The 21,672-nt window shown below is 70.2% G+C and carries 26 protein-coding genes and 1 tRNA gene; 16 read left to right on the forward strand and 11 right to left on the reverse strand.

The genetic code is table 11. From position 1 onward, the window contains the following. Positions 1-5 precede the first annotated feature (5 nt). Both ATL45_RS04540 and ATL45_RS04545 read right to left on the reverse strand, forming a co-directional pair. Entirely contained in the window at positions 6-485 is a 480-nt protein-coding gene (locus ATL45_RS04540; protein ID WP_093151906.1) for a tRNA-specific adenosine deaminase, read from the reverse strand. Beyond that, positions 482-1,078 (reverse strand): DsbA family oxidoreductase, encoded by a 597-nt coding sequence (locus ATL45_RS04545; protein WP_093151909.1) that lies wholly within the window; start codon positions 1,076-1,078, stop codon positions 482-484. The genes ATL45_RS04540 and ATL45_RS04545 overlap by 4 nt, the downstream gene beginning before the upstream one ends. A gap of 121 nt (positions 1,079-1,199) precedes the next feature. On the opposite strand from ATL45_RS04545, the gene ATL45_RS04550 reads away from it, so the two are divergent. Next, positions 1,200-1,559, forward strand: a complete 360-nt coding sequence (locus ATL45_RS04550) for a MerR family transcriptional regulator (protein ID WP_093151912.1) — start codon at positions 1,200-1,202, stop codon at positions 1,557-1,559. A gap of 26 nt (positions 1,560-1,585) precedes the next feature. On the opposite strand, the gene ATL45_RS04555 is transcribed toward ATL45_RS04550, so the two are convergent. Further along, positions 1,586-2,410: a TetR/AcrR family transcriptional regulator gene (locus tag ATL45_RS04555; protein ID WP_093151914.1), complete on the reverse strand. Its 825-nt coding sequence runs from the start codon at positions 2,408-2,410 to the stop codon at positions 1,586-1,588. A 107-nt stretch (positions 2,411-2,517) separates the two neighbouring features. Here ATL45_RS04555 and ATL45_RS04560 point away from each other — a divergent pair, with 107 nt between their 5' ends. Together ATL45_RS04560 and ATL45_RS04565 are read left to right on the forward strand one after the other, a co-directional pair. Next, positions 2,518-3,123, forward strand: a complete 606-nt coding sequence (locus tag ATL45_RS04560; protein ID WP_093151917.1) for a GNAT family N-acetyltransferase — start codon at positions 2,518-2,520, stop codon at positions 3,121-3,123. 44 nt (positions 3,124-3,167) lie between these two features. Next, positions 3,168-3,914, forward strand: coding sequence for a CPBP family intramembrane glutamic endopeptidase (locus ATL45_RS04565; protein ID WP_170210156.1), 747 nt, complete (start codon positions 3,168-3,170; stop codon positions 3,912-3,914). A 329-nt stretch (positions 3,915-4,243) separates the two neighbouring features. On the opposite strand, the gene ATL45_RS38705 is transcribed toward ATL45_RS04565, so the two are convergent. Beyond that, positions 4,244-4,660, reverse strand: coding sequence for a hypothetical protein (locus ATL45_RS38705; RefSeq protein WP_093151922.1), 417 nt, complete (start codon positions 4,658-4,660; stop codon positions 4,244-4,246). Positions 4,661-4,847: 187 nt separating this feature from the next. Between ATL45_RS38705 and ATL45_RS04575 the strand changes: the two genes are divergently transcribed. Both ATL45_RS04575 and ATL45_RS04580 read left to right on the forward strand, forming a co-directional pair. Continuing rightward, complete coding sequence (locus tag ATL45_RS04575; RefSeq protein WP_093151923.1) at positions 4,848-5,513, forward strand: response regulator transcription factor; 666 nt, start codon at positions 4,848-4,850, stop codon at positions 5,511-5,513. Next, positions 5,510-6,646, forward strand: a complete 1,137-nt coding sequence (locus ATL45_RS04580; protein WP_093151926.1) for a sensor histidine kinase — start codon at positions 5,510-5,512, stop codon at positions 6,644-6,646. Before ATL45_RS04575 ends, ATL45_RS04580 begins: the two co-directional genes overlap by 4 nt. 6 nt (positions 6,647-6,652) lie before the next feature. On the opposite strand, the gene ATL45_RS04585 is transcribed toward ATL45_RS04580, so the two are convergent. Continuing rightward, entirely contained in the window at positions 6,653-7,444 is a 792-nt protein-coding gene (locus ATL45_RS04585) for an NAD(P)-binding domain-containing protein (RefSeq protein ID WP_211841179.1), read from the reverse strand. After that, positions 7,441-8,412 carry a threonine ammonia-lyase gene (locus ATL45_RS04590; protein ID WP_246025165.1) on the reverse strand — a complete coding sequence of 324 codons (972 nt, stop codon included), beginning with the start codon at positions 8,410-8,412 and terminating at the stop codon, positions 7,441-7,443. Before ATL45_RS04590 ends, ATL45_RS04585 begins: the two co-directional genes overlap by 4 nt. 72 nt (positions 8,413-8,484) lie before the next feature. Between ATL45_RS04590 and ATL45_RS04595 the strand changes: the two genes are divergently transcribed. Further along, a complete protein-coding gene (locus tag ATL45_RS04595) occupies positions 8,485-8,970 on the forward strand; it encodes an Lrp/AsnC family transcriptional regulator (RefSeq protein ID WP_093151929.1) in 486 nt (161 codons plus the stop codon). Between the two features lie 117 nt (positions 8,971-9,087). On the opposite strand, the gene ATL45_RS04600 is transcribed toward ATL45_RS04595, so the two are convergent. The 3 genes from ATL45_RS04600 to ATL45_RS04610 all read right to left on the reverse strand — a co-directional run bounded on the left by ATL45_RS04600 (position 9,088) and on the right by ATL45_RS04610 (position 10,696). Further along, positions 9,088-9,162 (reverse strand) — tRNA-Ile (locus ATL45_RS04600). 206 nt (positions 9,163-9,368) lie between these two features. Continuing rightward, positions 9,369-9,575: a hypothetical protein gene (locus tag ATL45_RS04605; RefSeq protein WP_093151931.1), complete on the reverse strand. Its 207-nt coding sequence runs from the start codon at positions 9,573-9,575 to the stop codon at positions 9,369-9,371. Positions 9,576-10,090: 515 nt separating this feature from the next. After that, positions 10,091-10,696 carry a TetR/AcrR family transcriptional regulator gene (locus ATL45_RS04610; protein ID WP_093151934.1) on the reverse strand — a complete coding sequence of 202 codons (606 nt, stop codon included), beginning with the start codon at positions 10,694-10,696 and terminating at the stop codon, positions 10,091-10,093. A 67-nt stretch (positions 10,697-10,763) separates the two neighbouring features. Between ATL45_RS04610 and ATL45_RS38710 the strand changes: the two genes are divergently transcribed. Together ATL45_RS38710 and ATL45_RS04615 are read left to right on the forward strand one after the other, a co-directional pair. Beyond that, positions 10,764-10,979, forward strand: a complete 216-nt coding sequence (locus ATL45_RS38710) for a hypothetical protein (protein WP_170210157.1) — start codon at positions 10,764-10,766, stop codon at positions 10,977-10,979. Further along, entirely contained in the window at positions 10,976-11,839 is an 864-nt protein-coding gene (locus ATL45_RS04615) for a CPBP family glutamic-type intramembrane protease (RefSeq protein WP_170210158.1), read from the forward strand. Before ATL45_RS38710 ends, ATL45_RS04615 begins: the two co-directional genes overlap by 4 nt. Here the strand turns inward: ATL45_RS04615 and ATL45_RS04620 are convergent. Then, entirely contained in the window at positions 11,836-12,654 is an 819-nt protein-coding gene (locus ATL45_RS04620) for an alpha/beta fold hydrolase (RefSeq protein WP_093151936.1), read from the reverse strand. The genes ATL45_RS04615 and ATL45_RS04620 overlap by 4 nt on opposite strands. Before the next feature lie 63 nt (positions 12,655-12,717). Between ATL45_RS04620 and ATL45_RS04625 the strand changes: the two genes are divergently transcribed. The 4 genes from ATL45_RS04625 (at position 12,718) to ATL45_RS04640 (ending at position 18,245) form a co-directional block, all read left to right on the forward strand. Further along, positions 12,718-13,740, forward strand: a complete 1,023-nt coding sequence (locus ATL45_RS04625; RefSeq protein WP_093151939.1) for a sigma-70 family RNA polymerase sigma factor — start codon at positions 12,718-12,720, stop codon at positions 13,738-13,740. Between the two features lie 224 nt (positions 13,741-13,964). Continuing rightward, positions 13,965-15,020 (forward strand): hypothetical protein, encoded by a 1,056-nt coding sequence (locus tag ATL45_RS04630; protein WP_143121620.1) that lies wholly within the window; start codon positions 13,965-13,967, stop codon positions 15,018-15,020. Between the two features lie 131 nt (positions 15,021-15,151). Next, positions 15,152-16,003, forward strand: a complete 852-nt coding sequence (locus tag ATL45_RS04635) for an SAM-dependent methyltransferase (RefSeq protein ID WP_093151944.1) — start codon at positions 15,152-15,154, stop codon at positions 16,001-16,003. 238 nt (positions 16,004-16,241) lie between these two features. Beyond that, the gene (locus ATL45_RS04640) at positions 16,242-18,245 is read left to right on the forward strand and encodes a neutral/alkaline ceramidase (protein ID WP_093151947.1); all 2,004 of its coding nucleotides are present in this window, start codon (positions 16,242-16,244) and stop codon (positions 18,243-18,245) included. A gap of 145 nt (positions 18,246-18,390) precedes the next feature. Here the strand turns inward: ATL45_RS04640 and ATL45_RS04645 are convergent, their stop codons facing one another. Next, on the reverse strand, positions 18,391-19,167 hold the full coding sequence (locus ATL45_RS04645; protein WP_093151950.1) for a sporulation protein: 777 nt from the start codon (positions 19,165-19,167) through the stop codon (positions 18,391-18,393). 113 nt (positions 19,168-19,280) lie between these two features. Between ATL45_RS04645 and ATL45_RS39495 the strand changes: the two genes are divergently transcribed. From ATL45_RS39495 to ATL45_RS04665, 4 genes are all read left to right on the forward strand, one after another. Then, entirely contained in the window at positions 19,281-19,748 is a 468-nt protein-coding gene (locus tag ATL45_RS39495) for a caspase family protein (protein ID WP_246025166.1), read from the forward strand. Between the two features lie 295 nt (positions 19,749-20,043). Then, a complete protein-coding gene (locus ATL45_RS04655) occupies positions 20,044-20,541 on the forward strand; it encodes a DUF2975 domain-containing protein (protein ID WP_093151952.1) in 498 nt (165 codons plus the stop codon). Next, positions 20,541-20,750, forward strand: a complete 210-nt coding sequence (locus tag ATL45_RS04660; RefSeq protein ID WP_093151955.1) for a helix-turn-helix domain-containing protein — start codon at positions 20,541-20,543, stop codon at positions 20,748-20,750. Before ATL45_RS04655 ends, ATL45_RS04660 begins: the two co-directional genes overlap by 1 nt. A 389-nt stretch (positions 20,751-21,139) precedes the next feature. Then, positions 21,140-21,406, forward strand: a complete 267-nt coding sequence (locus tag ATL45_RS04665; protein ID WP_093151957.1) for a hypothetical protein — start codon at positions 21,140-21,142, stop codon at positions 21,404-21,406. Positions 21,407-21,672 lie beyond the last annotated feature (266 nt).

A 21,672-nucleotide genomic window follows, 5' to 3' on the forward strand; every position in this document is an offset into this window, starting at 1 on the left:
ACGAGTTACGAGTTGGTGGTGAGGTCGGGGTGGTGCAGGGCCCGATATCGGGCGAACGGGGTCAGGCCGCGGTCCACGGCGAGGTGGCCAGCCGTCTTCGCGAGGAGCAGCCGGTCTGCTTCGCGATAGCCGGCCCGGTAGTCGAAGCCCCACTCGGCGGCGTCGTCGCGTCCTACCGCGAAGTGGACGGCGGCGATGCCGTGCGCAGCGGCAACGCGGTAGCACAGGCCGCACGGTTCTCCCGTGGCCAGCAGGGTGAGGCCTTCGAGACCACGGGTCCGGGCCGCCTCGCGCATGGCGACGATCTCCGCGTGCGCAGTGCGATCACCGGTCTCGCGGACGAGGTTCACGCCGGGTTCGGAAACCCACCCGTCGTCGCCGACGAGCAGTCCGACGAAGGGAATCCCGCCCGACTCGACGTGGCTGATGCAGATCTCCACGGCTTCGGCCATCAGCGCCGCGAGCCGGGTCGTCCCCGCGTTCATGCCGCGAACGCTTCGTGCAGCGCCCGGCGGATCACGCCTTCATCGGCGACGCCCTGGATGCGCCGGTCGCCGATGATGATCGTGGGCACGACGGTGATGTCCAGGCGTTCCGACTCGGCCAGCTCCTGCCGGTGCCGCTCGGCGTACTCCGCATCGTCGAGAGCTGCGGTGTAGGCGACCGGGTCGAGCCCGGCTTCCCCGGCCAGCCGGGCCAGGACCTCGCGGTTCCCGATGTCGAGGTCCTCGCGGAAGAACGCCGTCATGATGCGGCGGTGGTACGCGTCGGCCCGCCCCTGGTCCAGGGCGTACTGTGCACCGCGGAAGGCCAGCTCGGTGTACGGCTGCGGAGAGACGCTCGGCAGTTGCACCGGCACGTCGTGGCGGCGTGCCATCGGGTAGACGACTCGACGCCAGATGTCGGGCAGATAGGGATCCTCCGGTCTGAGAGTCGGCGCTGGACGGGGACGGAGTTCGTGGGCGTGGTGGACGACCTCGACGTCGGGCAGGTCGGCGATCGCGCGCTCGATCACCTCGTCGGCGATCAGGCAGAACGGGCAGACGTAGTCCGACCAGATGTGGATCTGAGCGGTCATGGCGAACCTCCGGTTTTCTCGGATTCCCTGCTGCGTTGACTCCTAGATGGTGAAACCTCACACCGGTGTCAACTGCAAGAAGTGCGAGGATGGGAGTCGGCGACAAGTCCCAGGAGGTTTCATGCGCATCGGTGAGCTGGCGGATGCCAGTGGCGTCAGCACCCGGTCCCTGCGGTACTACGAGCAGCAGGGACTCATCCGGTCCGAGCGCACGCCCGGCGGATGGCGCGACTTCGACAGCTCCATGGTCGAGCGGGTCGTCATGATCCAGCACCTGTTCGCAGCCGGCCTGAGCAGCAGCACCGTCGACGAGGTGCTGCCCTGCCTGGAAGCCCCGCTCGATGAGCGAAACGGCGTCATGGAAGAGCTGTTCGCCCAGGAAGCCGAACGTCTCGCAGCCAAGCGGCGCGACATCGATCGCGAGATCGACACCTTGCAGGCGCTCCGCAGCGACACGGCCCTGCCCGACGCGGTCCGCTGATCGACGAGCAGGCCCCCAGCCGCTGATCAGTCCGATGTGGAGAGTTCGCCGAGGAAGACCGCTATGCCGTCGAGAACTCGCTGCAGGCCGAAGTCGAACCAGCCCTCGACCGGGTCCGGGCCGGGGAAGTCGTCGACCGCGAGCTCGGTCAGCCACGGGTACCAGCCCGAGTCGACCAGCCCGGCGAACCGGCCGGATCTGGCCTTGGACCACCAGGTCTCGGACCGCACACCGGTGTCCCGCACCGCCTGCGACTCCGCGGCCACCAGCAGCGCCATGCCCTGCACGTAGCCGCTCACCAGCAGGTACGTGGACAGCGCCGCGCGGTGGTCGAGGCCGCGTCCGGACAGCGCCGCCAGCGACCGGTCGACGGCGGCCAGCACCGCACCGCCCAGCGGCGGGCGGGTGCTCGCCAGCACCGGCAGCACCCACGGATGCCGCTGGTAGAGCTGCCATTCCTGGCGGGCCTCGTGTTCCAGCTGCGCCCGCCAGCCGCCGGAACGCTCCGGTGGTGACTGCTCGGCGAGCACGGCGTCCACCATCGCCGTGACCAGCTCGTCCTTGCTCCGCACGTGGCGGTACAACGTCATCGCGGCGATTCCGAGCAGCGCGGCGACGCGCTGCATCGACACCGCGGGCATCCCCTCCGCATCGGCGAGCCGGATCGCGGCCCGCAGAACTCCGGCTCGGTTGATCTCGGCCGCCCGGGTCCTGGCCGCCGAGCGCCGGTTGATCGCGACGCCGTCCTTGCGCGCCCGGTACGCCCGCGCCTGGCAGGCCCGCCCGCAGTAGCGGCGGGGCCTGCCCCGGCTCGCGACCGGCAGTTCGGCACCGCACTGGGCGCACCGCATCCGAACCTCTTTTCGTCACAACCCGTTCCGTGACGAAACTACTCGGAACCGGCACGTTGCGCCGCAATCCTGGTGAACCGGAACACCCGTACGACGACGGAGAAGCCATGATTGCCAACGGACTGCTCGTCCGAACTGCCGAGCCCTCGGAGCTGGACCGGATCGCCCCCGCCTACGCGGCCGCCTTCGCCGACGAAGCGGTCGTCGACTGGGTCATGCCGGACACCACCGGGGTCGATCTCGCCGAGTTCTTCCGCCCGTCGGTCAGCAGCGCCCTGCACGAGGAGGAAGTGCTGGTCGCCGAACACCTGGACGGCACCATCGCGGGCCTGTCGATCTGGTCGGAGACGATGTCGGCCACCCGCCTCCGCAGCGCGGCCGCGGAGATCGCGAACGCCACCGAACCGGCTCTCCAGCGCACCGCCACCGTCCTCGGGCTCATCGCCGGGCACCACCCGGAGAAACCGCACCTCTACCTGTCGGCGATGGCGGTGGTACCCGAATTCCGCGGAAGTGGCGCGGGAACCGCGATGCTGCGCCACCGGCTCGCCGCGGCCGACGCCGATCGCCTGCCCGCCTACCTCGAAGCCAGCACGCAGCGCAGCACGCACCTCTACGCCCGCCACGGATTCCGCCCGGTCGGAACACCGATCGAGCTCCCCGGCAACGGCCCTCGGCTCCAACCCATGTGGCGCGATCCGGTGTGCGGCTGAGCCTGGGATGATGCCCACCGATGAGGCGGGCTCGGGTGTTGCGGTTGCCAGTTGTCTTCTTCGCGCTGGTCTTCGCGCTCAGCGTGCCCTTCTGGCTGGCCGGTGAGGTTTCCGGCGCTCAGCTGCCCGCGGGGCTCCCGATCAGCGCGCTGCAGGTCGTGATCCCGGTCGTGGCCGCCGTGCTGCTGATCCGCCTGAGCGGCGGAAACGTGCGACGGTTCCTGCGCGGGGTCTTCGACGCGAAGAAGATCCCGCTCCTCTGGTACCTGCCCGCGCTGCTGCTGATGCCCGCCATCACGTTGCTCTCGCACGGCCTGGCCGGGCAACCGCTCCCCCAGCCGCCGATCACCTCGGTGCTGGTCTACTTCGCGCTCTACGTCGTGGCCGCGTGCGCCGAGGAAGCCGGCTGGACCGCCTACGCCACCGACCCCGTCCAGCGGCGATGCGGCGCGCTCGGCGCCGGCGTGCTCATCGGCGTCGTGTGGGCGGCCTGGCACGTCGTGCCGTACTTCCAGCTGCACGGGCCGGTCTGGGTGCTCTGGCAGTCGCTGTTCACCATCGCCGCGCGGGTCATCATCGTCTGGCTGCACAACAACACCGGCCGCAGCACTTTCGTCGCCGTGCTGTTCCACGCGATGATCAACGTCTGCTACTCGGTCTCGGCCGACGCCGGCGTGTACGACCCGATGCCCGTCGGCGCGGTCACTCTCGGCGCAGCCGCGCTGATCGTGCTGGCGTGGAGCCCGAAAACCCTCGCTCGGCCGCGGTTTCCCGCACTCCGGCGCAGCTGAAGCGGGTGGCCGTCGGCCAGCACCTCACCGGTTGTTCAACGGGCGCGAGCAACCCCGGGGCGCCCCCGCACGTCTCCCTCGTGTGATGAGTGACAGCGGGATGTTCGTGCTGCTGCTGGTGGCATTCGTCGTTCTGCTCGTGATGGCGGGGCCGAAGCGACGGCGTGGGCCCCGCGGCCGCCGCCGAGCCGGCGGGTTCAGCGACGGCAGTGGCGGGAGCGACGGAGGTGGCGGCGGGGGCGACGGCGGCGGGGGATGACCGGGCGCCAGGTGCAGAACAACCGGGCAGCTCGTGGAGAACCACCACGAGCCACCCGGCCCCGGCCTGGTTACTTCACCGGCTCGGCCTGCTCCGCGGACTCGCCGGGAGCGCCGGGCGGCAGCACCTCGGCGCCCGGCTCGGTCGGGTGGGACGGAACGCCGGGCAGCGGCCCGTCCACCTGTCGGCACTCGATCGCCTCACCGACGCCGGGTTCCAGCGGCTCGGTCGGCGCTTCCTCGATCGGCTTCGCCGGAACAGCGGGAGTACCCGGCTCCAGCGGCTTCGCCGGGGCCACCTCGACCGGCTTCGCCGGTTCGAACGGGACACCGGGTTCCAGGTGCTCGACCTTGCGACACTCGATCGCCGCCGGCTTCCCCCCATCCGTCGGTGCGTCCCCGGTGGTGGCGAACGCGACTCCGCCCGCGCCGAGCATGACGGCCAGCCCGGCGACGGCCACGGCGATCTTCCGCGAAGACGAGAACATGCTGAATTCCTCTCCCCTGCTGGACTTCCGGCTCCGGCGATCTGCTGCCGGAGCGACCGCGGCACCTCGCCGCGGCTGAACCCATCGAGCCAGGCCGGGGTTATCGCCTGCGTCTGGTGATCGCCATATGCCGGCCATATGCGCCTGCCGGAACGATCGGTGCGCACGACGACGGGAGGACGAACGAGTGCGGGTGCTGGTCGTGGAGGACGAAGCCTTCCTCGCGGAGGCGTTGCAGTCCGGGCTCCGCCGCGAAGGCATGGCCGTCGACATCGCCGGTGACGGGGCAACCGCGCTGGAGAGCGTGGATGTCAACGATTACGACGTGGTCGTGCTCGACCGCGATCTCCCCGGCGTGCACGGCGACGACGTGTGCCGGCACGTGGTGGCCACCCGGCCGGACTGCCGGATCCTGATGCTGACCGCAGCAGGCGGACTCGCCGACAAGATCGACGGGTTGCGCCTCGGTTCGGACGACTACCTCGTCAAACCGTTCGACTTCCCGGAGCTCGTCGCCCGGCTGCACGCCCTGCGCCGTCGCGCCGCGCCCGCCCAGCCGCCGGTGCTGACCTTCGCCGATCTCCGGCTGGATCCCGCCCGCCGCGACGCGCGCCAAGCGGATCGAATCCTGCGCCTGACCCGTAAGGAGTTCGCCGTCCTGGAGCTGCTCATGCGCGCCGACGGCGCGGTGCTCAGCGCCGAGCACCTGCTGGAGAAGGCCTGGGACGCGCACGCCGATCCGTTCACCAACGCGGTCCGCATCACCGTCTCCACGCTGCGCCGGAAGCTGGGCGACCCACCGGTCCTGCACACCGCGACCGGAGTCGGCTACTACCTCGCAACCGCGGCATGAGCATCCAGGCGACGCTGCGCCCGAACCGGCTGTCCATCCGGTTGCGGCTCACCCTGCTCTACGGCGGCACGGTCCTGGCCTGCGGAATCGCACTGCTGATCACCGTCTACGCGCTGATGCGCTACATCCCGACCTACGACGTGCAGCCCATCCCCGCGATGGAGGTGGCGACGCCGGCGTTCCCGACCGCACCCGCCGAAGCGCCCATCGCCGTGAACATCACCAGCAAGGACGACTTCCTGCTGGTGCTGCTGCAGCTGTCCGGCGTCGCGCTGACCGGGCTGGCGCTGGTCTCGTTCCTGATCGGCTGGATCATCGCCGGGCGCATCCTCGCGCCCGTCCACCGCATCGCCCGGACCGCGCGCACCGTCGCGGGCAACTCGCTGCACGAGCGCATCCACCTCGACGGTCCGAAGGACGAGTTCACCGAGCTCGCCGACACCATCGACACGATGCTGGACCGGTTGCACACCAGCTTCCAGGCCCAGCAGCGCTTCGCCGCCAACGCCTCGCACGAGCTGCGCACCCCGCTGGCGACCACCCGCACCATGCTGCAGGTCGCCATCGCCCACCCGGACGACCACGACCTGGCCACCCTGGCGCCCAAGCTGCTGGCCACCAACGAGCGCAGCATCGCGACCGTGGAATCGCTGCTCGCCCTCTCCCGCGCCGATCACGGCATCGACGAAGCCGAACCCGTCCACCTCACCGCGGTGGCCGAGCACGCGCTGGAGCAGGTCCGCGCGGAGGCGGCCGCCGGCCGGATCGCGCTGCACGACGACCTGCGCCCGGCCCACGTCATCGGCGACGAGAACCTGCTCCACCACCTGGTGATCAACCTGCTGCACAACGCCATCCGCCACAACCGCGCCGACGGCACCGCCCGGCTGACCACCGCCACCCGCAACGGCACCGCCGTCATCACGGTCACCAACACCGGCGAGGTCATCACGCCCGAGGACGCCGAGCGGCTGTTCGAGCCGTTCCACCGGGTCCGCGCCCGCACCCACACCGGCGGGCACGGCCTCGGCCTCACCCTGGTCCGGGCGATCGCCCACAGCCACCACGGCACGGCCACCGCCACGCCCAACCCGGACGGCGGCCTCACCGCGACGATCACCCTGCCTTCTTGAACCGCGTCACCGGGCCCATTCGCTCGTGCTGGCGGCGACGCGCCGCCGGATGTGCTCCAGCGCCTCGTCGAGCGCTGCCCGGTTCTGCGAGTCGAACCACCTCGCGCGCAGGGCCTCGTTGTTGCCCCCGGGAGTTTCGTGCGCTCGGCCGAGCTCGGACAACCCGGTGCTCTGATCAGCAAGAGCTGCGTTGACGCCCGAGAACATGCTGCGCACGTAGTCTTCCGCGGCGTGCGGCTCCATGCCTTGACGTGCGATCCAGCCGGCAACGGCATCCAGGTAGTGCAGGTAGGTGGAGATCGTTGCCGTTGCGGCGGAAAGCGCGTCGAAGGTGGTGGGGTCGTCGACCACGAGAGCGCCGCCGAGCCGGTCGAACACCTCTTCCGCGGCCGGATGCGCCGGGTGCAGTGCGGTGACGCCGCGTTGGTGCCGCACCGCTGGGAGCGGGATCGAGCGGACCACCGTCACGTCGGAATCGAGCTGTGCCCGCAGCGCCTCGATGGACCATCCCGCTACGGCGCTGATGAGGACTCGGTCATCAGGTACGCGGAGCCCGGTGAGGGCCTCGCGCACAGCATCGGGGCGGACGGCGAGGAGGATCAGCCCCGCCGCATCGACGACCGACTGGTTGTCCGCGCGGACGTGGACGCCGGGGTGGCGGCGGGCCAGCGCGCTCGCGATCCGGGCGTTGCGCGGGGAGAGGTGGATCGCCGGGCTCGGCTCGGGCGCGGTGCACAGCCCGTCCACGATGTCCGCGGCGATGGACCCGGTTCCGATGATGCCGATGCACTCGATCACGCGTGCTCCAGGTGGGTGCGCAGGGCTTCCGCGACCGCGGGCCGGGGATTGCCCCCGGTGATGAGGGTGGCGATCCTGCCGTGCGGGATGCGGCCGGCGGCGATCGCCGCGATCCCGGCGGCTCCGGCCGGTTCCGCGAGCACCGAGAGGTGCTGCGCGATGAGGCTCATCGCTTCGCGGAGCTCGCGCTCGTCGACCAGGACGATGTCGTCGACGAGCGCCCGCACGCGAGCGACCGATTCGGGGTGGGGCTGCGGGATCGCGATGCCTTCCGCGAAGTTGCTCGTCGGCGCGACGGCAACTGGTCGACCTGCCTGGACGCTGCGCTGCATCGCAGGTGCCTCGGTGGTGTTGACGCCGATGACGCGGGTGCGGGGTGCGTGCTCGCGCAGCCAGAGCGCGATCCCGCTGATCAGGCTGCCGTCGCCGATGGGCGCGACGACCGCGTCGAACTCGCCCGCGCGGGAGAGCTCGGCGGCGATCGTGGCCGCGCCTTCGGCGACGCCCGGGTGGACACCGTCGACGATCAGGTGAGCCCCGGCCTCCTCGGCGAAGGTCTCGGCAGCGCGGTGCGCCGCCTCCGCGGTCCCATCGACCTCGACCACCTCCGCGCCGAAGGCCGCCATGCGCGCGCGTTTGGCCGGATTGACGTCGGTGGTCGTGCACACGACGACGTGCAGGCCGCGAGCGCGGCCGATGTAGGCCACCGCCTGGCCGAAGTTGCCCGACGATGCGCAGACGACCGTGCCACCGGCCGGAAGCCCGGCGAGCGCCAAGCCGACGCCGCGACCCTTGAAGCTGCGGATGGGGTTGGCGATCTCCACCTTGACGGTGACGCGGCGCCCCAGCACCGCGTTGAGCAGTTCGTCCTCGTACTGAGGGGTGTCGAGGAAGCAGTCGGGAATGGCGGTTCTCGTCCGCGCGAGGTCGCCCAGGACGAGATCGGTGGGTGCGTTGAACTGGTTCACGGCACGTGACGCTAGGCAGTCCGGCCCGGCAACCGCTTGCTTTGTTCGGGCCCGCACGCAATATTTTTGCGCGTGAGCACCCGGACGAGACCGCTGGACGAGATCGACGTGCAGCTGCTGGACCTGCTGCAGGCCGACGCGGACCAGACGCTCCGCGAGCTCGGCGACCAGGTCGGCCTGTCCCCCAGCGCCGTCCAGCGCCGCATCACGAGCTACAAGTCCGCCGGGCTCCTGCGCACCGTCGCCGTCGTCAACACCGAGCGCACCCCGGCCCTGACCCAAGCGCTCGTCGTGCTGACCCTGGCCGAGGAATCCCTCGAACACCACCGGCGCATCGCCGACCGGCTCCGCGCGCGGCCGGAGGTCCAGCAGTGCTACGCCCTCTCGGGCCGGTGGGACTACGCCGTGCTGCTCACGGCGACCTCGGTACGAGCCCTCCGCGACCTGAGCGAAGAGCTGTTCAAGAGCGACGAAAACATCCGCCGCTACGACACGATGTTCCTCCTGGACACGGTCAAGAGCGGAGCAACCCTCCCGGCCGCATTCCTGCTCCCCTGACCGATCAGCTTTCCCACGCCCCGCGAAAAGCCACGCAGAACCGGCGCACAAAGCGCGGGAAAACCACGGAACCGACCCACCAGCGCCAAGTCCGCAGCTGTTCCACCTGGTGTTTTGTGGGGCAGGTGGGACTTGAACCCACGACCTGACGGATTATGAGTCCGCTGCTCTGACCTGCTGAGCTACTGCCCCCGTGGCGTTGGCAACACTGGCGATCGTAGCGAGGTCCTGGGTGGTTCCGACCTTCGGGTGGACCCGCCGAGCGGCCTAGCGGCCGGTTGGTCGGACCGGTCGAATGCCCTGGACACGGCGTTGCGCCGACCGGACTAGCGGGCCGCGGGCGGGCACGAGAAAGGGCGGCGCACCGCTGGTGCGCCGCCCCGTTGGTCGCGAGCCGCTCAGCCCATGAAGCTGAAGACGTCGAACGCGCCGGTGAGCTGACCGATGACGACCATCGCGGCCATCAGCGCGGCGATCCCGGCCACGGTCAGCACCGACAGCATGACCAGGTAGACGAGCGCCTTGATCGGCTTCGGCAGCTTGGTCACCGAAGCGAAATCGGGCAGCGAGAGGTGCGAGTTCTTGCCGATCCCTGGAGCGGACATCCTGACTTCCCCCGTCCTGTAGTCAGTCCCGTTGGACGAACCACCAACTGCTAGAGAGACGAAGCGCAACGGCAGCCCGTTGCGCGCAAACGCATCACGAGTTCGTTTCGGTCAGCAATCGGGCGGATCAACCAGCGTGGCCGGTCGGCGGTCCGCAGGTCACGCGGCTTGCACAAATCATCTGCGCCGGCGACGTTGACCGCGAGTCGAGCAAGGACGTGATCGCGCACTGATCCGGGATTGTTATCCATCCCGACCCCGAGTCGCCCGGACAGGTGAACTGCTGCCGCCTCGACCACGATGCCGCGACGGTTCCCACCCGGGTACCGCGACTGCGAAAACCGCCTCAGCGCACCGCTTCCCGCGTTCGCATCCGCCGCTGATCACCCCGATTGCGGTACCGAAGTACCCACCACCGATCTTAGCGAACGCGGACGCGGCACCTGCGGTGCGGCACGTGTTATCGCCATCACCCGGCGACGTCCGCATCGGACACCTCGAGTCCACTGTGCGCATCAGCTCCCGGCGAGCGGAGACGCCAGTTCGGCCAGGTGGTCGTGCAAGATCCGCTTGAGCTCCTTGGGCGGATGCCGCTCCGGCCAGAGCGCGCCCTGGAAGGCGAGTCCGTCCAGCAGTGCGTACGTGCTGCGCGCCGCGCCGTCGATCGACCGCCCCTCGCCGAGGCCACCGGCCGCGTGCAGCGCCTCCACCGCGTTGCGGATCAGGCCGCCGAGTTGCGACTCCACTTCCTCGCCCACCGCGCGCAATCCCGGATGGGTTTGCGCGCGCACCACGAAGGCCAGGTAGACGCCCTGCTCCAGGCGCCGGTCGGCGTCGAGCGGGACGAGCTCCTCCAGGAGCCGCCGGACGCCCTCCGGAGTTCCGGTGGCGTCGAGGCGCGACCGGACCCGGACCGCCACGCGGTCGGCGACGGCGTGCATGGCGAACTCCAGCAGCTCGTCCTGGGTGGTGAAGAAGTAGCGCAGGGCCGTCGGCGACATCCGCGCCTGCGCCGCCACGGTTCGCACCGACACCGCGTGGATCCCGTCGCGCCGGGCGACCTGCCACAGCGCTTCGGCGATCTCCAGCCGGCGCTCGTCGTGGTCCACGATCTTCGGCACACCACTTTTATAGCACAGCTGTACTGTTTACTATTCAGCACAGCTGTGCCAAAAAGAGGAGGCGTCAATGCGAACGCTGCTGTGGATCGTCGGTGTCGTGCTGCTGGTGCAAGGGCTCGCGCCGCTGGTGCAGAGCGCCTTCGGCACCAACCCCGCGGAGAGCGCCTTCCTGGTCAACCTCATACCGGGAGCTCAGCCCTGGACGAACCTGGTGCTGGCCGCGCTCGGCGCGAGCGCAGTGCTCCTCGCCGAGCGGAACCACCGGCGCCGGATCCGCAGGTGACCGCCGTCCGGTCGTTGACCAGGGCTCAAGCGGTCGTCCTGTGGACCGCCGTGGTCGGCCTGGCCACCGGGTTGCCCGCGACGCTGGCTGTGGCGGCGGGCTGGGCCGCAGGGCGCGTGGTCCTGCCACCGGTCGTGATCGCGGTGTTGCTGATCATCGCGCTCAGCGGGCAGAAGTTCGCACCGCTGCGCCCGCTGCTGCTCGTGCTGGCAGCGACGGCGACCGGGCTGCACGCGATCACCGTCGTCTCGGAGGTCCTCGGACCGCGGCTGGAGTCGCTACCGGTGGCCGTCGGCATCCTCGTGGTCAACGGCGCCAAGCTGGTCCCGCTGACCCTGGTCGCCCTCGTGCTGCTCACCCACCGCCCGCGCGTCGAGGACTCCGCGCTGCGGTTCGGCGATCCGCGGGCGGCGACCGGGTTCCGCGTGGCCGGGCGGTCGCTGGACTGGCGGTGGGCGGGCACCGCCGTCGCCGTGCTCCTCATCGGCGGCCCAGTCCTCGCCAGCGCCGGCCTGCTCGACTCCGGCGGATTGCGCGCCGCCGCCCAGTGGCTTCCGGTGTGCGCGGTGGCGGCGTTGATCAACTCCGCGGCGGAGGAGTTCCTGTTCCGCCACGGCATCAACGCCGTCACCGCGCCGCTCCTCGGCCGCACCGCGCTGATCGCGCTGACCACGCTCTACTTCGGGATCACGCACGTCAACGGCACTCCGGGAGGGATCACCGGTGTCCTGCTCGGCGGTGGGTTCGGCCTGGTCCTGGCGATCGCCATCGCGCAGACGCGCGGCTTCTGCTGGAACTGGCCGCTGCACTTCGTCGCGGACCTGGTTATCTTCTCCCTCGGCGTCGCCATCGCCGCCTAGCTCGGCAGGACTCCGCGGAGCCGGGCTTCGAAGTCGGCCGGGGCGCCGACGAAACCGATGTGATCGCCGGGGAACATCACCGGGTCGGTGCCCAGCTCCGCGGCCAGCGCCTTCGAGGTGCGCTCGCACAGCTGCCCGCCGGACTCCTCGCCGATGCCGACCACGATCCGGTCCGCCACCGCGCGCAGGGCGTCGAGATCGGGCGTCCAGTGCGAGGTGCCGCGGAGCATGTGCGCGTGCTGGTAGTGGTCGTCAGCGATCTGCTGCGCGTCGCGCTCGCCGCCGAAGATCTCGCCGACCGCCTCCGGCGGCATGTCGATGTTGGCCATCGCCAGGAACTTCCGCCATCCGCCCAGGTAGTCGCCGGACAGGTGGGTGGCGATGATGTCCTCGGTGCCCTCGCGCAGCTGCTCGCGGTCCGGCAGCAGCTCGCACAGCGGCGGCTCGTGCGCCACGACCGTGCTGACCAGCTCCGGCCGCGACTGCGCCAGGGCGAGGGCGCTGACCGCTCCCCCGCTGGAGCCGAGGACCGCGGCGGGACCGGCGTCGACGTGCGCGATGAGGCGGGCCAGGTCGTCGGCGCGCAGCTCCGGCGTCGAGTCCTGCTCGGGGTCGTCCAGCGGGCTGCGGTTGATGCCGCGCGGGTCGGTGGTGAGCACCGCGTGGTCGACGGCCAGCAGGTCGGCCAGCGGCTCGAAGGACCGGGCGTCCATCGGGGCACCGGTCAGCACCACGAGCGGCCCGCGGCCGCGCACCTCGAAGTGCAGCCGGCCGTCGGGAACCCGGAGCAGGCCGGTGGTGGGTGCGTTCGTCATGGTGATCCTCCTAGAAAGCGGTTCACCGGTGCTGACCGGCGGTGCCGGGGCAGAATCATCGCTGTGAGCGAGATTTCTTCCAGCACGGCCGACGACCTGGCTCTGGCCCGCGCAGGGGACGACGCGGCGTTCGACCGGCTCGTGGCACCGCTGCGCCGGGAGCTGCACGCGCACTGCTACCGCATGCTCGGGTCCTCCTACGACGCCGACGACGCGCTGCAGGACGCGCTGGTGCGGGCGTGGCGCGGGCTGGAGCGGTTCGAAGGCCGCAGCTCCGTCCGCACCTGGCTGCACACCATCGCCACCCGCACCTGCCTGGACACCATCGAGAGCCGCGGCAAGCGGGCCTTGCCCGTCGACCTCGGGCCGGCGAGCGACCACGCCGTCGTCGACTCCGCCCCGCTCACCGATGTCGCGTGGCTGGGGCCTTACGCCGACGCCGGGCTCAGCAGCGGCCGGGCCACGCCGGAAGCGCACTACGAGCAGCGCGAGGCCGTGGAACTCGCCTTCGTCGCCGCGCTGCAGCACCTGCCCGGCAACCAGCGGGCGGCATTGCTGCTGTTCGAGGTGCTGGGCTTCTCCGCCGCCGAGATCGCCGAGGTGATGGACACCTCGACCGCGTCGGTGAACAGCGCGCTGCAGCGCGCCCGCCGGATCGTGGCCGAGAAGGTCCCGTCCCGCAGCCAGCAGCAGGCGCTGAGCCGGCTCGACGACGGGCGGTTCCAGGAGATCGTCGCCGGGTTCGCGACCGCGCTGGAGCGCGGCGACGCCGATCTCCTGCTCTCGCTGCTCACCGCGGACGTCACCTGGTCGATGCCGCCACTGCCGCACTGGTACCGCGGCGTCGACGCGGTGATGGACTTCGCCGTCAAGGTGCCGCTCACCTCGTGCGGGGCCTGGCGGCACATCCCGGTCAACGCCAACGGCCAGCCCGCGGTGGCCTGCTACCTGCGCCGCGACGGCGAGACCCCGCACCGCCCGTGGTCGGTCAACGTGTTCACGCTGCACGACGGACTGATCCGGGAGATCACGACGTTCATCGGTGCCGAGCACTTCGCGCTCTTCGGGCTGCCCGAAGAGATCTAGAAACCGCCCGGGCAGCGCAACGCTGGTGCGGTCGGGCGATGCCCGCGACGTCCGGAACACGACGATCCGCCATCACCACCGCGCCGCTCGCCCCGTCCGGCCGAGGTCGCGCCCCGGGTGCCGAAGTGCTGATCACCCGGCGCGATCCGCGGCGCGGCAGGGGTTTCCGCGTGGACGGCACCATGGTGGGTGCGAGCCGGAAACCGGGATGCTGGGGAGCAGCCGTGACTCTGATCGCGTTCTCCGACGACGAGCACGAACACGAGCTGGACGCGCACCGGCCGGACCTGGGTCATCCCGGGAAGTTCCAGCGGGAACGCTTCGGCGCGCACCGGACGAACCCGCACCGGCGCTACGCGCGCTGCATCGAACGCCATCCCGTCTACCTGAGGCGCAATCCCGGATCCGGCCGCGGCTTCCACTGGTCGCACCTCGCCGGGCGCACCTGCTCCCATCCCGTGCCACCGGAGCCGTCGGACCGGCAGGTGCGGCAGATGCTGCGCGGCCGGACGGCCCGGGCGTTCAACAAGGCGGGCAACGAGCGCCGTAACTCGGCCCTGCGGTTCGAGTGCCCGGACGGCACCCGGTTCACCTTGCAGGTCCGGATCCGGGGATCGGCGCAGCGCGCGGTGCCGTGCGTGCGGCTGATCCGGCCGCCGCGGAATCAGCGCCGCGACATCGCCGAGATCGAAGTCTTCGTGACCGGTGTCGTGCACCCGAGCTGGGAGGACTGCGGACGCGGTGGGCAGTGCTGGCGCCGTCGGTCGCGCGGCACCGACCGCTGCCCCGGGCACCTGCGGTGGCGGGCCACGGTCCACGACGAGGAGGTCGTCGGCCCAACGACCTCGCGCTACGCGGGCCGGGCCGCGATGCTCGGCATCGACACATTCGCCGAGCGCATCACCAGCGGTGAGCTCGTGATCGTCGACGCGCCCCGGGATGACCGCACGGGCACCTTCCCGGTGATCTCCACCCCGGCCGGCGCCGCGCAGGCCGCGCGGTACGGCGCGGAGCTCGCGCAGTGGCGGGATCGCAGCGCCATCGACCGCATGGCGCACCGGGCGCGGAAGATCGCCGCCGGTCGCCGGTCGCTCGTCCGGATCGTCCCCGACGTGGACCGGTTCCTGGACCAGCTGGCACTGCCCGGCAGCACCGTGGTGACCGGCGAGGTCTTCCTGGTGCCGACCGAATCCGACCGCGACCGGATCGCCGCCGCCGGAGCCGCGCGGGAGTGGTCGCGGCGGTTGCGGGCCGTGATCGCGATGCCGATCGGGTATTGACACGATTGCCGAGATCGCTGGAATATTCCAATTCAAGTCGTTCTGGACAATTCCCGGCAAACGCGAAACGCCGTCGAGTTGATGTTGTACCTTGGGTCGATCTCCGGCCTTCGCACGAGGGGACAACAACGATGGCGGAAGCCCCGGGACCGCTGGAACGACTCCTCGGATCCGAATCCGGAATCGAGCACGTGCCCGCGGAGATCAACACCGAGAAGGTCTCGATCGCCCGCATCTACGACTACTCCCTCGGTGGCAAGGACAACTTCGCGGTGGACCGGGCCGCGGCCGCGGCGATGATGGAAGTGGTGCCGGAGGCCATGCTGCTGGCCAAGGCGAACCGCTACTTCCTGCGGCAGGCCGTGCGCTACCTGGTCGGCGAAGCGGGCATCCGGCAGATCGTCGACATCGGCTCCGGGCTGCCGACCGTGGGCAACGTGCACGAGATCGCGCAGGACATCGCGCCCGAGACGCGCGTGGTCTACGTGGACAACGACCCGATCGTGCTCGCCCACAGCCGCGCCCTGCTCGCCTCCAACGACCGAACCACGTTCCTCAACGCGGACCTGCGCGAACCGGATGCGATCTTCGGGCACCCGGACACCGTGCGGCTCATCGACCAGTCGCAGCCGTTCGCCGTGCTGCTGGGCGGCATCCTGATGCACCTGGAGGACGAGGAGGATCCCGAGGGCGTGGCCGCGGATCTCCGCGACCGGTTGCCCTCCGGCGGTTTCCTGATGGTGTCCAACACCTGCGACAACGGCGAACCGCGCGCCATGGAGCTGTCCCGCGTGTTCGCCGAGAGCGGCATGGGCAGCCGGTGCTTCCGCAGCTGGGACGAGCAGATCCGCTACTTCGACGGCCTGGAGCTGGTCGAGCCGGGCCTGGTGCCGCACAACCAGTGGCGCGCGGGCCCGGACATCCCCGAGCCGGACAGCCCGGCGCACAGCATGCACATCGGCGGCATCGGCCGGAAGGCCTGATCGCGCACCGGCGACAGCCGGACGCTCCGACCAGGTGGGATGCGATTTCAATGGAAATCAGACATCCGATTTCCATTGAAATCGCGGCGGTTTCGGCGTGTCGGGCGACGACACGCCGACGGTCGCGCCGCCGCGTCCAGGCCGTGAACATCCCCCTTGGCAGGGTGAACTGAATCACGTAGCCTCCTGTCACCCAAGAACGTGAAATTGGTTCGCATTCACCGAGGAGTGCAGGCCCATGCCCGTTGCCAGGAGGCAGGTGCTGGCGGCCGCGGCGGCGGCACCGCTGGTCGCTTCGACGCTCGGCGGCACCAGCGCCGCAGCCGAAACCGTCCGCGAGACCGGGGATTACCTGGTGGGCCGCGGCATAGCCGACGTCACCGGCCCGGCCGCCGAGAACGGCATGATGGGCTACTCGATGCCCCAGCAGCAGACCGCGGGCATCCACCTGCGCACTCTCGCGCGCGCGTTCGTGGTGGCCGACGGGGAGAAGCGCATCGCGTTCGTCACCGCCGAGCTCGGCGCGGTCTTCCAGTCGGTGCACCAAGGAGTGCTGCGCAAGCTCCGGGAAACCTACGGCGACCTCTACACCGAGCAGAACGTGCTGCTCAACGCCACGCACACGCACGCGGCCTGCGGCGGCGACTCGCACTACGCCGCCTACGACCTCGCGATCCTCGGTTTCCAGGAGCAGACCTACAACGCCGTCGTGGACGGCATCACCGAGGCGATCTCCCGAGCGCACGCCGACCTCAAGCCCGGCACCGCGCACCTCGGCCGAGCCGTGCTGACCGACGCCAGCGCGAACCGGTCCCGCAGCGCATTCGACCTCAATCCCCAGCCGGACAAGGACCACTTCCCGCTGGGCATCGACCCGGCGGTGACCGTGCTGCGCTTCGCGCAGGGCAGCCGGGACGTCGGCGCGATCACCTGGTTCGCCACCCACGGCACCTCGATGACCAACACGAACCGGCTGATCAGCTCGGACAACAAGGGCTACGCCGCGTTCGCCTGGGAGCAGCTCGACGCGGACTTCGTGGCCTGCTTCGCCCAGACCAACGCCGGCGACATGTCGCCGAACCTGAACCTCTCGCCCGGCTCCGGCCCGACCGAGGACGAGTTCGAGAACACCCGGATCATCGGCGACCGCCAGTTCCGCGCCGCCAAGCGCGCTTTCGACGCGGCCCAGGAGCAGATCACCGGCGCGGTGGACCACCGGATGTGCTTCGTCGACCTGTCGAAGGTCACTGTGGACGGTCGCTTCACCCCGGACGGCGAGCAGCACACGACTTGCACGGCGGCGATCGGCGTGTCCATGCTCGCCGGGAGCCGCGAGGACGGCCCGGGCCTGCCGATCCCGGAGGGCATCCGCAACCCGTTCCTCGACTGGCTCGGCGGCGCGGACGCACCGATCCCCGACGGGCTGGCCGACGCGCAGGCGCCCAAGCCGATCGCGGTCCCCTTCGGCGCGATGAAGCCCTACCCGTGGTGCCCGGAAGTCCTGCCGCTGCAGCTGATCCGCATCGGCCAGCTGCACCTGGTGACGGTGCCCGCCGAGTGCACCATCGTCGCCGGGCTGCGGCTCCGCCAGGCGGTCGCCGACGAGCTGGGCGTGCCGCTGGAGAACGTGCTGGTGCAGGGCTACGCCAACGCCTACAGCCAGTACGTGACCACGCCGGAGGAGTACGACGCGCAGCAGTACGAAGGTGCCTCGACGCTGTTCGGCCGCTACACGCTGCCCGCCTATCAGCAGGAATTCGCCCGGCTGGCCGCGGCGATGCGCTCCGGCGCCTCCGTGCCGCCGGGCCCGACCCCGCGCGATCTCCGCGGCAAGCTGATCAACTTCCAGCCGGGCGTGGTCTTCGACGACAAGCCGCCGGGCCGCGAGTTCGGCGACGTGCTCACCGAACCGGCCACCCGATACCGCCGAGCCGAGCAGGTCACCGCGGAGTTCGTGACCGGCCACCCGAAGAACGACCTCCGCACCGACGGCACCTTCGCCGAGGTCCAGCGCCAGGTGGGCGGCGAATGGCGACGCGTGGCCGACGACCGCCACTGGTCGACGAAGTACCACTGGACGCGCAGCGGCGCGGCCACCTCGACGGCGAAGATCACCTGGGACATCCCGCCCAGCGCACCGGCGGGCCGCTACCGGATCGTCCACCACGGCAACTGGAAGAACGGCTGGAACGGCGAGATCAGCGCCTTCACCGGAACCACCCGAGCCTTCGTGGTCACCTGACCCGTGTTCGAGGCGGGTGGCCGGGGGCGTCGACGAGCGACACGCCACCCGGCCGTCCGGGGCGACCCTGCGTGGAAGTCGGCCGTGCCGGCGGGTCGTGAGTGCTTAACAGTGCTCCAGCACCGCGAAGCACTCACGACCTCTTTCACAGCCAGCCGCTGCCGATCCCGTCCAGGCGCTGGTGGATCTCGGCCGACCAGTCCACCTGGTGCACCGTCGCGTAGTCGACGTGCAGGACGTTGGCGACGTCGCGCTCGCCCGTGAGGAGACCGGGCCTGCGGTCGGCTTCCAGGACCACGTCCATGCCGTCCGGTCCGGCGAGGAAGGACACCTCGAGCTCGTTGATCCGGCGGTACCTCGGCGAGCCGCGGAACTCGATCTCCTGGTGGAACGGCAGCTGCTGCCGGGTCCGGCGGTACCGGCCCATCTCGACGTCGGCGTGGTGCAGGTGGAAGCCCAGTCGCTCCACCGCCTCCAGCAGCACGTGCTGCGCGGGCAGCGCACCGATGCCGATCGGATCGGTGTCGGTCGCGTCGAACGCCCCCTTGATCTCCAGCTGGGTGCGCACCGCGACGACCATGCCCGGCAGCGGTCGGTCCTTGTAGTGCGTGATGGGCGTTTCGAACGGTGCCTGGGCCTGGAAGGGGAACTCGACGACCTGACCCGGCTCCAGCACGACGCCGCGCTGCACGTCGACCCGCCCGATGGGGCGCATCATCTCGCGCTCCCGGTCATCGGCGGTCTCGTGCTCGACCCGCGTGACGAACTCGACGAAGACGCCGTCCAGATGTTGCTGGATCTCCCCGCTGCGCAACCGGATGTTCCCGTGCACGACACCACCTGGCTGCACTCCGGGCGTGTGCAGCACGGTCTCCACCTCAGCGCCACCAATCCCAACGGCGGCCAACAACTTCTTGAACATGCCTCCCAGTCTCCCGTCCCGCGGACTCCGAAGTCGACCGAACGGCCGAATCCGCCCTGAGGGCTTCGCTACTCTCCCCTCACAGGCGCTTTCCGCACGGGGAAGGTGATGTCGTGGGTGAAAAGCGGCGCGCGCTGCTCATCGCCACCGATAGCTACTCGGACAAGACCTTCCACCGGCTCCGGACACCGCGGGCCGATGCCGACGCGCTGGCCGCCGTGCTGATCGATCCGGCGATCGGCGGCTACGAGGTCGAAACGCTGCACAATCCGCCCGCGCACGAGGCGAACCTGGCGATCGAGGATCTCTTCGCCGCGGCCCGGATGGACGACCTCGTCCTGCTCTACGTCTCCGGGCACGGCATCAAGGACGACCACGGCCGGCTGCACGGTCACCGGCACCGCCCAGGAATCGGTGTTCACCGCAGCACTGGTCAAGGGCCTGCGAACCGGCACCGCCGACCGAAACGGCGACGGCCTGGTCGACGTCGACGAGCTGTACGAGTTCATCTACGACGAGGTGCGAGCGGGCTGGCAAGCCCCAAAATCCGGGCGTGGACAGCAGTTTCCAAGGCCGTCTGATCGTGGCCAGCAGCAACGCGATCCGCTTGCCCGCCGACATCGGCCAAGCCGCGCGCAGCACCCTGCCCGCAGTGCGACTGGCCGCCGTGGACGAGCTGGCCACCCTGCTGAGATCAGGAACACCCAGCACAGCGGACGCTACGCGAACTGCCCTCGCGGAACTCGCCGCCGACGACAGCAGAACCGTGTCCACTGCGGCAAAGGCCGCACGGGCTGTCAGCGCCGCACATGATCTGCGCCACGACGCCGCTGTTGATCTATTGATTTTCGATAGATACCGATCGATAATCGATGCATGCACTCGTTCATCATCACCGCCCTCCGGATCGGCATCATCGGCGCGATCGCCGCCGGCCTCTTCGGCCAGATAGTGGTCATCCCGACGACGGCCGCCGACGAGGTCGAGCTCTTCCCGCCCTACGCACCGCTCGCCGTGCCCTACGCGACGGCCGCGATCATCGGCGTGGCCTGCGTCCAGGTGGTGCTCCTCGCGGCGTGGATGCTGCTCGCGATGGTGCGGCGCGACGCGATCTTCAGCTCGCAGGCCTTCCGCTGGGTCGACGCCATCATCGGCGCAACGCTCCTGGCCACGCTGGTCGCTGCCGGAGTCGCCGGTCACCTGGCGGTGGCCGAGATCCCGTCGCCCGACGACGGCATGGCGGTCGTCGGCGCGCTGGGTGCCGCGACCGCGTGCGTCGGCGTGGGGGCCTCGTTCGCGATGGTCGTGGTGATCCTGCGCAACCTCCTGCACAAAGCGACGGAGATGAAGACCGAGATCGCCGGGGTGATCTGATGGCGATCATCGTCGACCTCGACGTCCAGCTCGCCAAGCGCGGCATGTCCGTCGGCGAGTTCGCCGAGGCCGTCGGCATCACGCCCGCCAACATCGCGGTGCTGAAGAACGGCCGGGCGAAGGCGGTCCGGTTCACCACGCTCGACGCGATCTGCCGTACGCTCGACTGCCAACCCGGCGACGTCCTCCGCTGGGTGCCCGACGACTGATCCCGACACGGAGAGCTGTTCGCACAGCGAAATTCCTGCCACCGCCGTTGGCGAATTCGCCGCCATACGAGGTACCGGCGAATTTCGCGAGCCGAAATCCGCACCGGCACCTCATCGATCGGCGCGGAAATCGTGAAACCCCTTATCGCCAGCGATCACACCGATTTTCGCTGTGGGGAAGCGGTTTTCCGGCTTCGCACCGCCGGATCAGCCGATGGAACGGCGCAATCATCCGCAAGGGTGGCGAAAGATTCCCTATGGGGTGGTTGCGAAGGCGCACCGACCCGAACCGATGCACCGTACATCTTGCCGATCGGCGTGCGCCCCCCAGGTCCCGGAAATCCGGGACAGCCGCCGAACGGCCCGAATATGGATGGGAGTTCATGCAAATGCGCACTACGCTTCGTCTGATCGGTGTCACTGCTGCCTGCGCCGCTGCTCTGGCGATCGGGTCCCCCGCCTTCGCCGGTGGGCACGGGGACCACGCCGGTTCTTACGCCCAGGGTGGCAACGGCGTCGGCGGCAACGGTGGCGTCGGCGTCAACGCCCTGAGCGGCATCAGCGTGCTGTCCAGCGGTAACGGCGGCAACGCCGCCGCGGGCAACGGTGGCAACGGTGTCGGCGGCGCCGCCAACTCCGGCGCGTTCAACGGCTGACGCCTGATCTACGCCTGATCGAAGAGTGCGCCGACCGGCTCCCACCGGTCGGCGCACTCGCGCGCAGCCGAGATCGCACGTGCGCCGAAGCCCGGGCCGACTCGCCGACGCGGTGTCGTGCCGCAAGACCACCGCCCCTCCACAGTGGTGTGCCCTCGTTGCCCGGCCATCTTCCAGCTCCGCGATCTCGGCCTCCGCACGTACGCACAGCTCATGGATGGCGCGGCTCGCTCTTACCCTGACCTGCGATGCCGGGCCTAGGGCGG

Source organism: Saccharopolyspora antimicrobica, assembly GCF_003635025.1.
Lineage (GTDB): Bacteria > Actinomycetota > Actinomycetes > Mycobacteriales > Pseudonocardiaceae > Saccharopolyspora > Saccharopolyspora antimicrobica.

What these genes read in the sequence shown, in the direction of transcription:
- ATL45_RS38710 (WP_170210157.1), top strand. Translation starts at nt 10,764, where the DNA reads ATGCGAACGCTGCTGTGGATCGTCGGTGTCGTGCTGCTGGTGCAAGGG.
- ATL45_RS04660 (WP_093151955.1), top strand. Translation starts at nt 20,541, where the DNA reads ATGGCGATCATCGTCGACCTCGACGTCCAGCTCGCCAAGCGCGGCATG.
- ATL45_RS04605 (WP_093151931.1), bottom strand. Translation starts at nt 9,575, where the DNA reads ATGTCCGCTCCAGGGATCGGCAAGAACTCGCACCTCTCGCTGCCCGAT.
- ATL45_RS04580 (WP_093151926.1), top strand. Translation starts at nt 5,510, where the DNA reads ATGAGCATCCAGGCGACGCTGCGCCCGAACCGGCTGTCCATCCGGTTG.
- ATL45_RS04550 (WP_093151912.1), top strand. Translation starts at nt 1,200, where the DNA reads ATGCGCATCGGTGAGCTGGCGGATGCCAGTGGCGTCAGCACCCGGTCC.
- ATL45_RS04540 (WP_093151906.1), bottom strand. Translation starts at nt 485, where the DNA reads ATGAACGCGGGGACGACCCGGCTCGCGGCGCTGATGGCCGAAGCCGTG.
- ATL45_RS04635 (WP_093151944.1), top strand. Translation starts at nt 15,152, where the DNA reads ATGGCGGAAGCCCCGGGACCGCTGGAACGACTCCTCGGATCCGAATCC.
- ATL45_RS04560 (WP_093151917.1), top strand. Translation starts at nt 2,518, where the DNA reads ATGATTGCCAACGGACTGCTCGTCCGAACTGCCGAGCCCTCGGAGCTG.
- ATL45_RS04665 (WP_093151957.1), top strand. Translation starts at nt 21,140, where the DNA reads ATGCGCACTACGCTTCGTCTGATCGGTGTCACTGCTGCCTGCGCCGCT.
- ATL45_RS04640 (WP_093151947.1), top strand. Translation starts at nt 16,242, where the DNA reads ATGCCCGTTGCCAGGAGGCAGGTGCTGGCGGCCGCGGCGGCGGCACCG.
- ATL45_RS04645 (WP_093151950.1), bottom strand. Translation starts at nt 19,167, where the DNA reads ATGTTCAAGAAGTTGTTGGCCGCCGTTGGGATTGGTGGCGCTGAGGTG.
- ATL45_RS04545 (WP_093151909.1), bottom strand. Translation starts at nt 1,078, where the DNA reads ATGACCGCTCAGATCCACATCTGGTCGGACTACGTCTGCCCGTTCTGC.
- ATL45_RS04620 (WP_093151936.1), bottom strand. Translation starts at nt 12,654, where the DNA reads ATGACGAACGCACCCACCACCGGCCTGCTCCGGGTTCCCGACGGCCGG.
- ATL45_RS04655 (WP_093151952.1), top strand. Translation starts at nt 20,044, where the DNA reads ATGCACTCGTTCATCATCACCGCCCTCCGGATCGGCATCATCGGCGCG.
- ATL45_RS38705 (WP_093151922.1), bottom strand. Translation starts at nt 4,660, where the DNA reads ATGTTCTCGTCTTCGCGGAAGATCGCCGTGGCCGTCGCCGGGCTGGCC.
- ATL45_RS04555 (WP_093151914.1), bottom strand. Translation starts at nt 2,410, where the DNA reads ATGCGGTGCGCCCAGTGCGGTGCCGAACTGCCGGTCGCGAGCCGGGGC.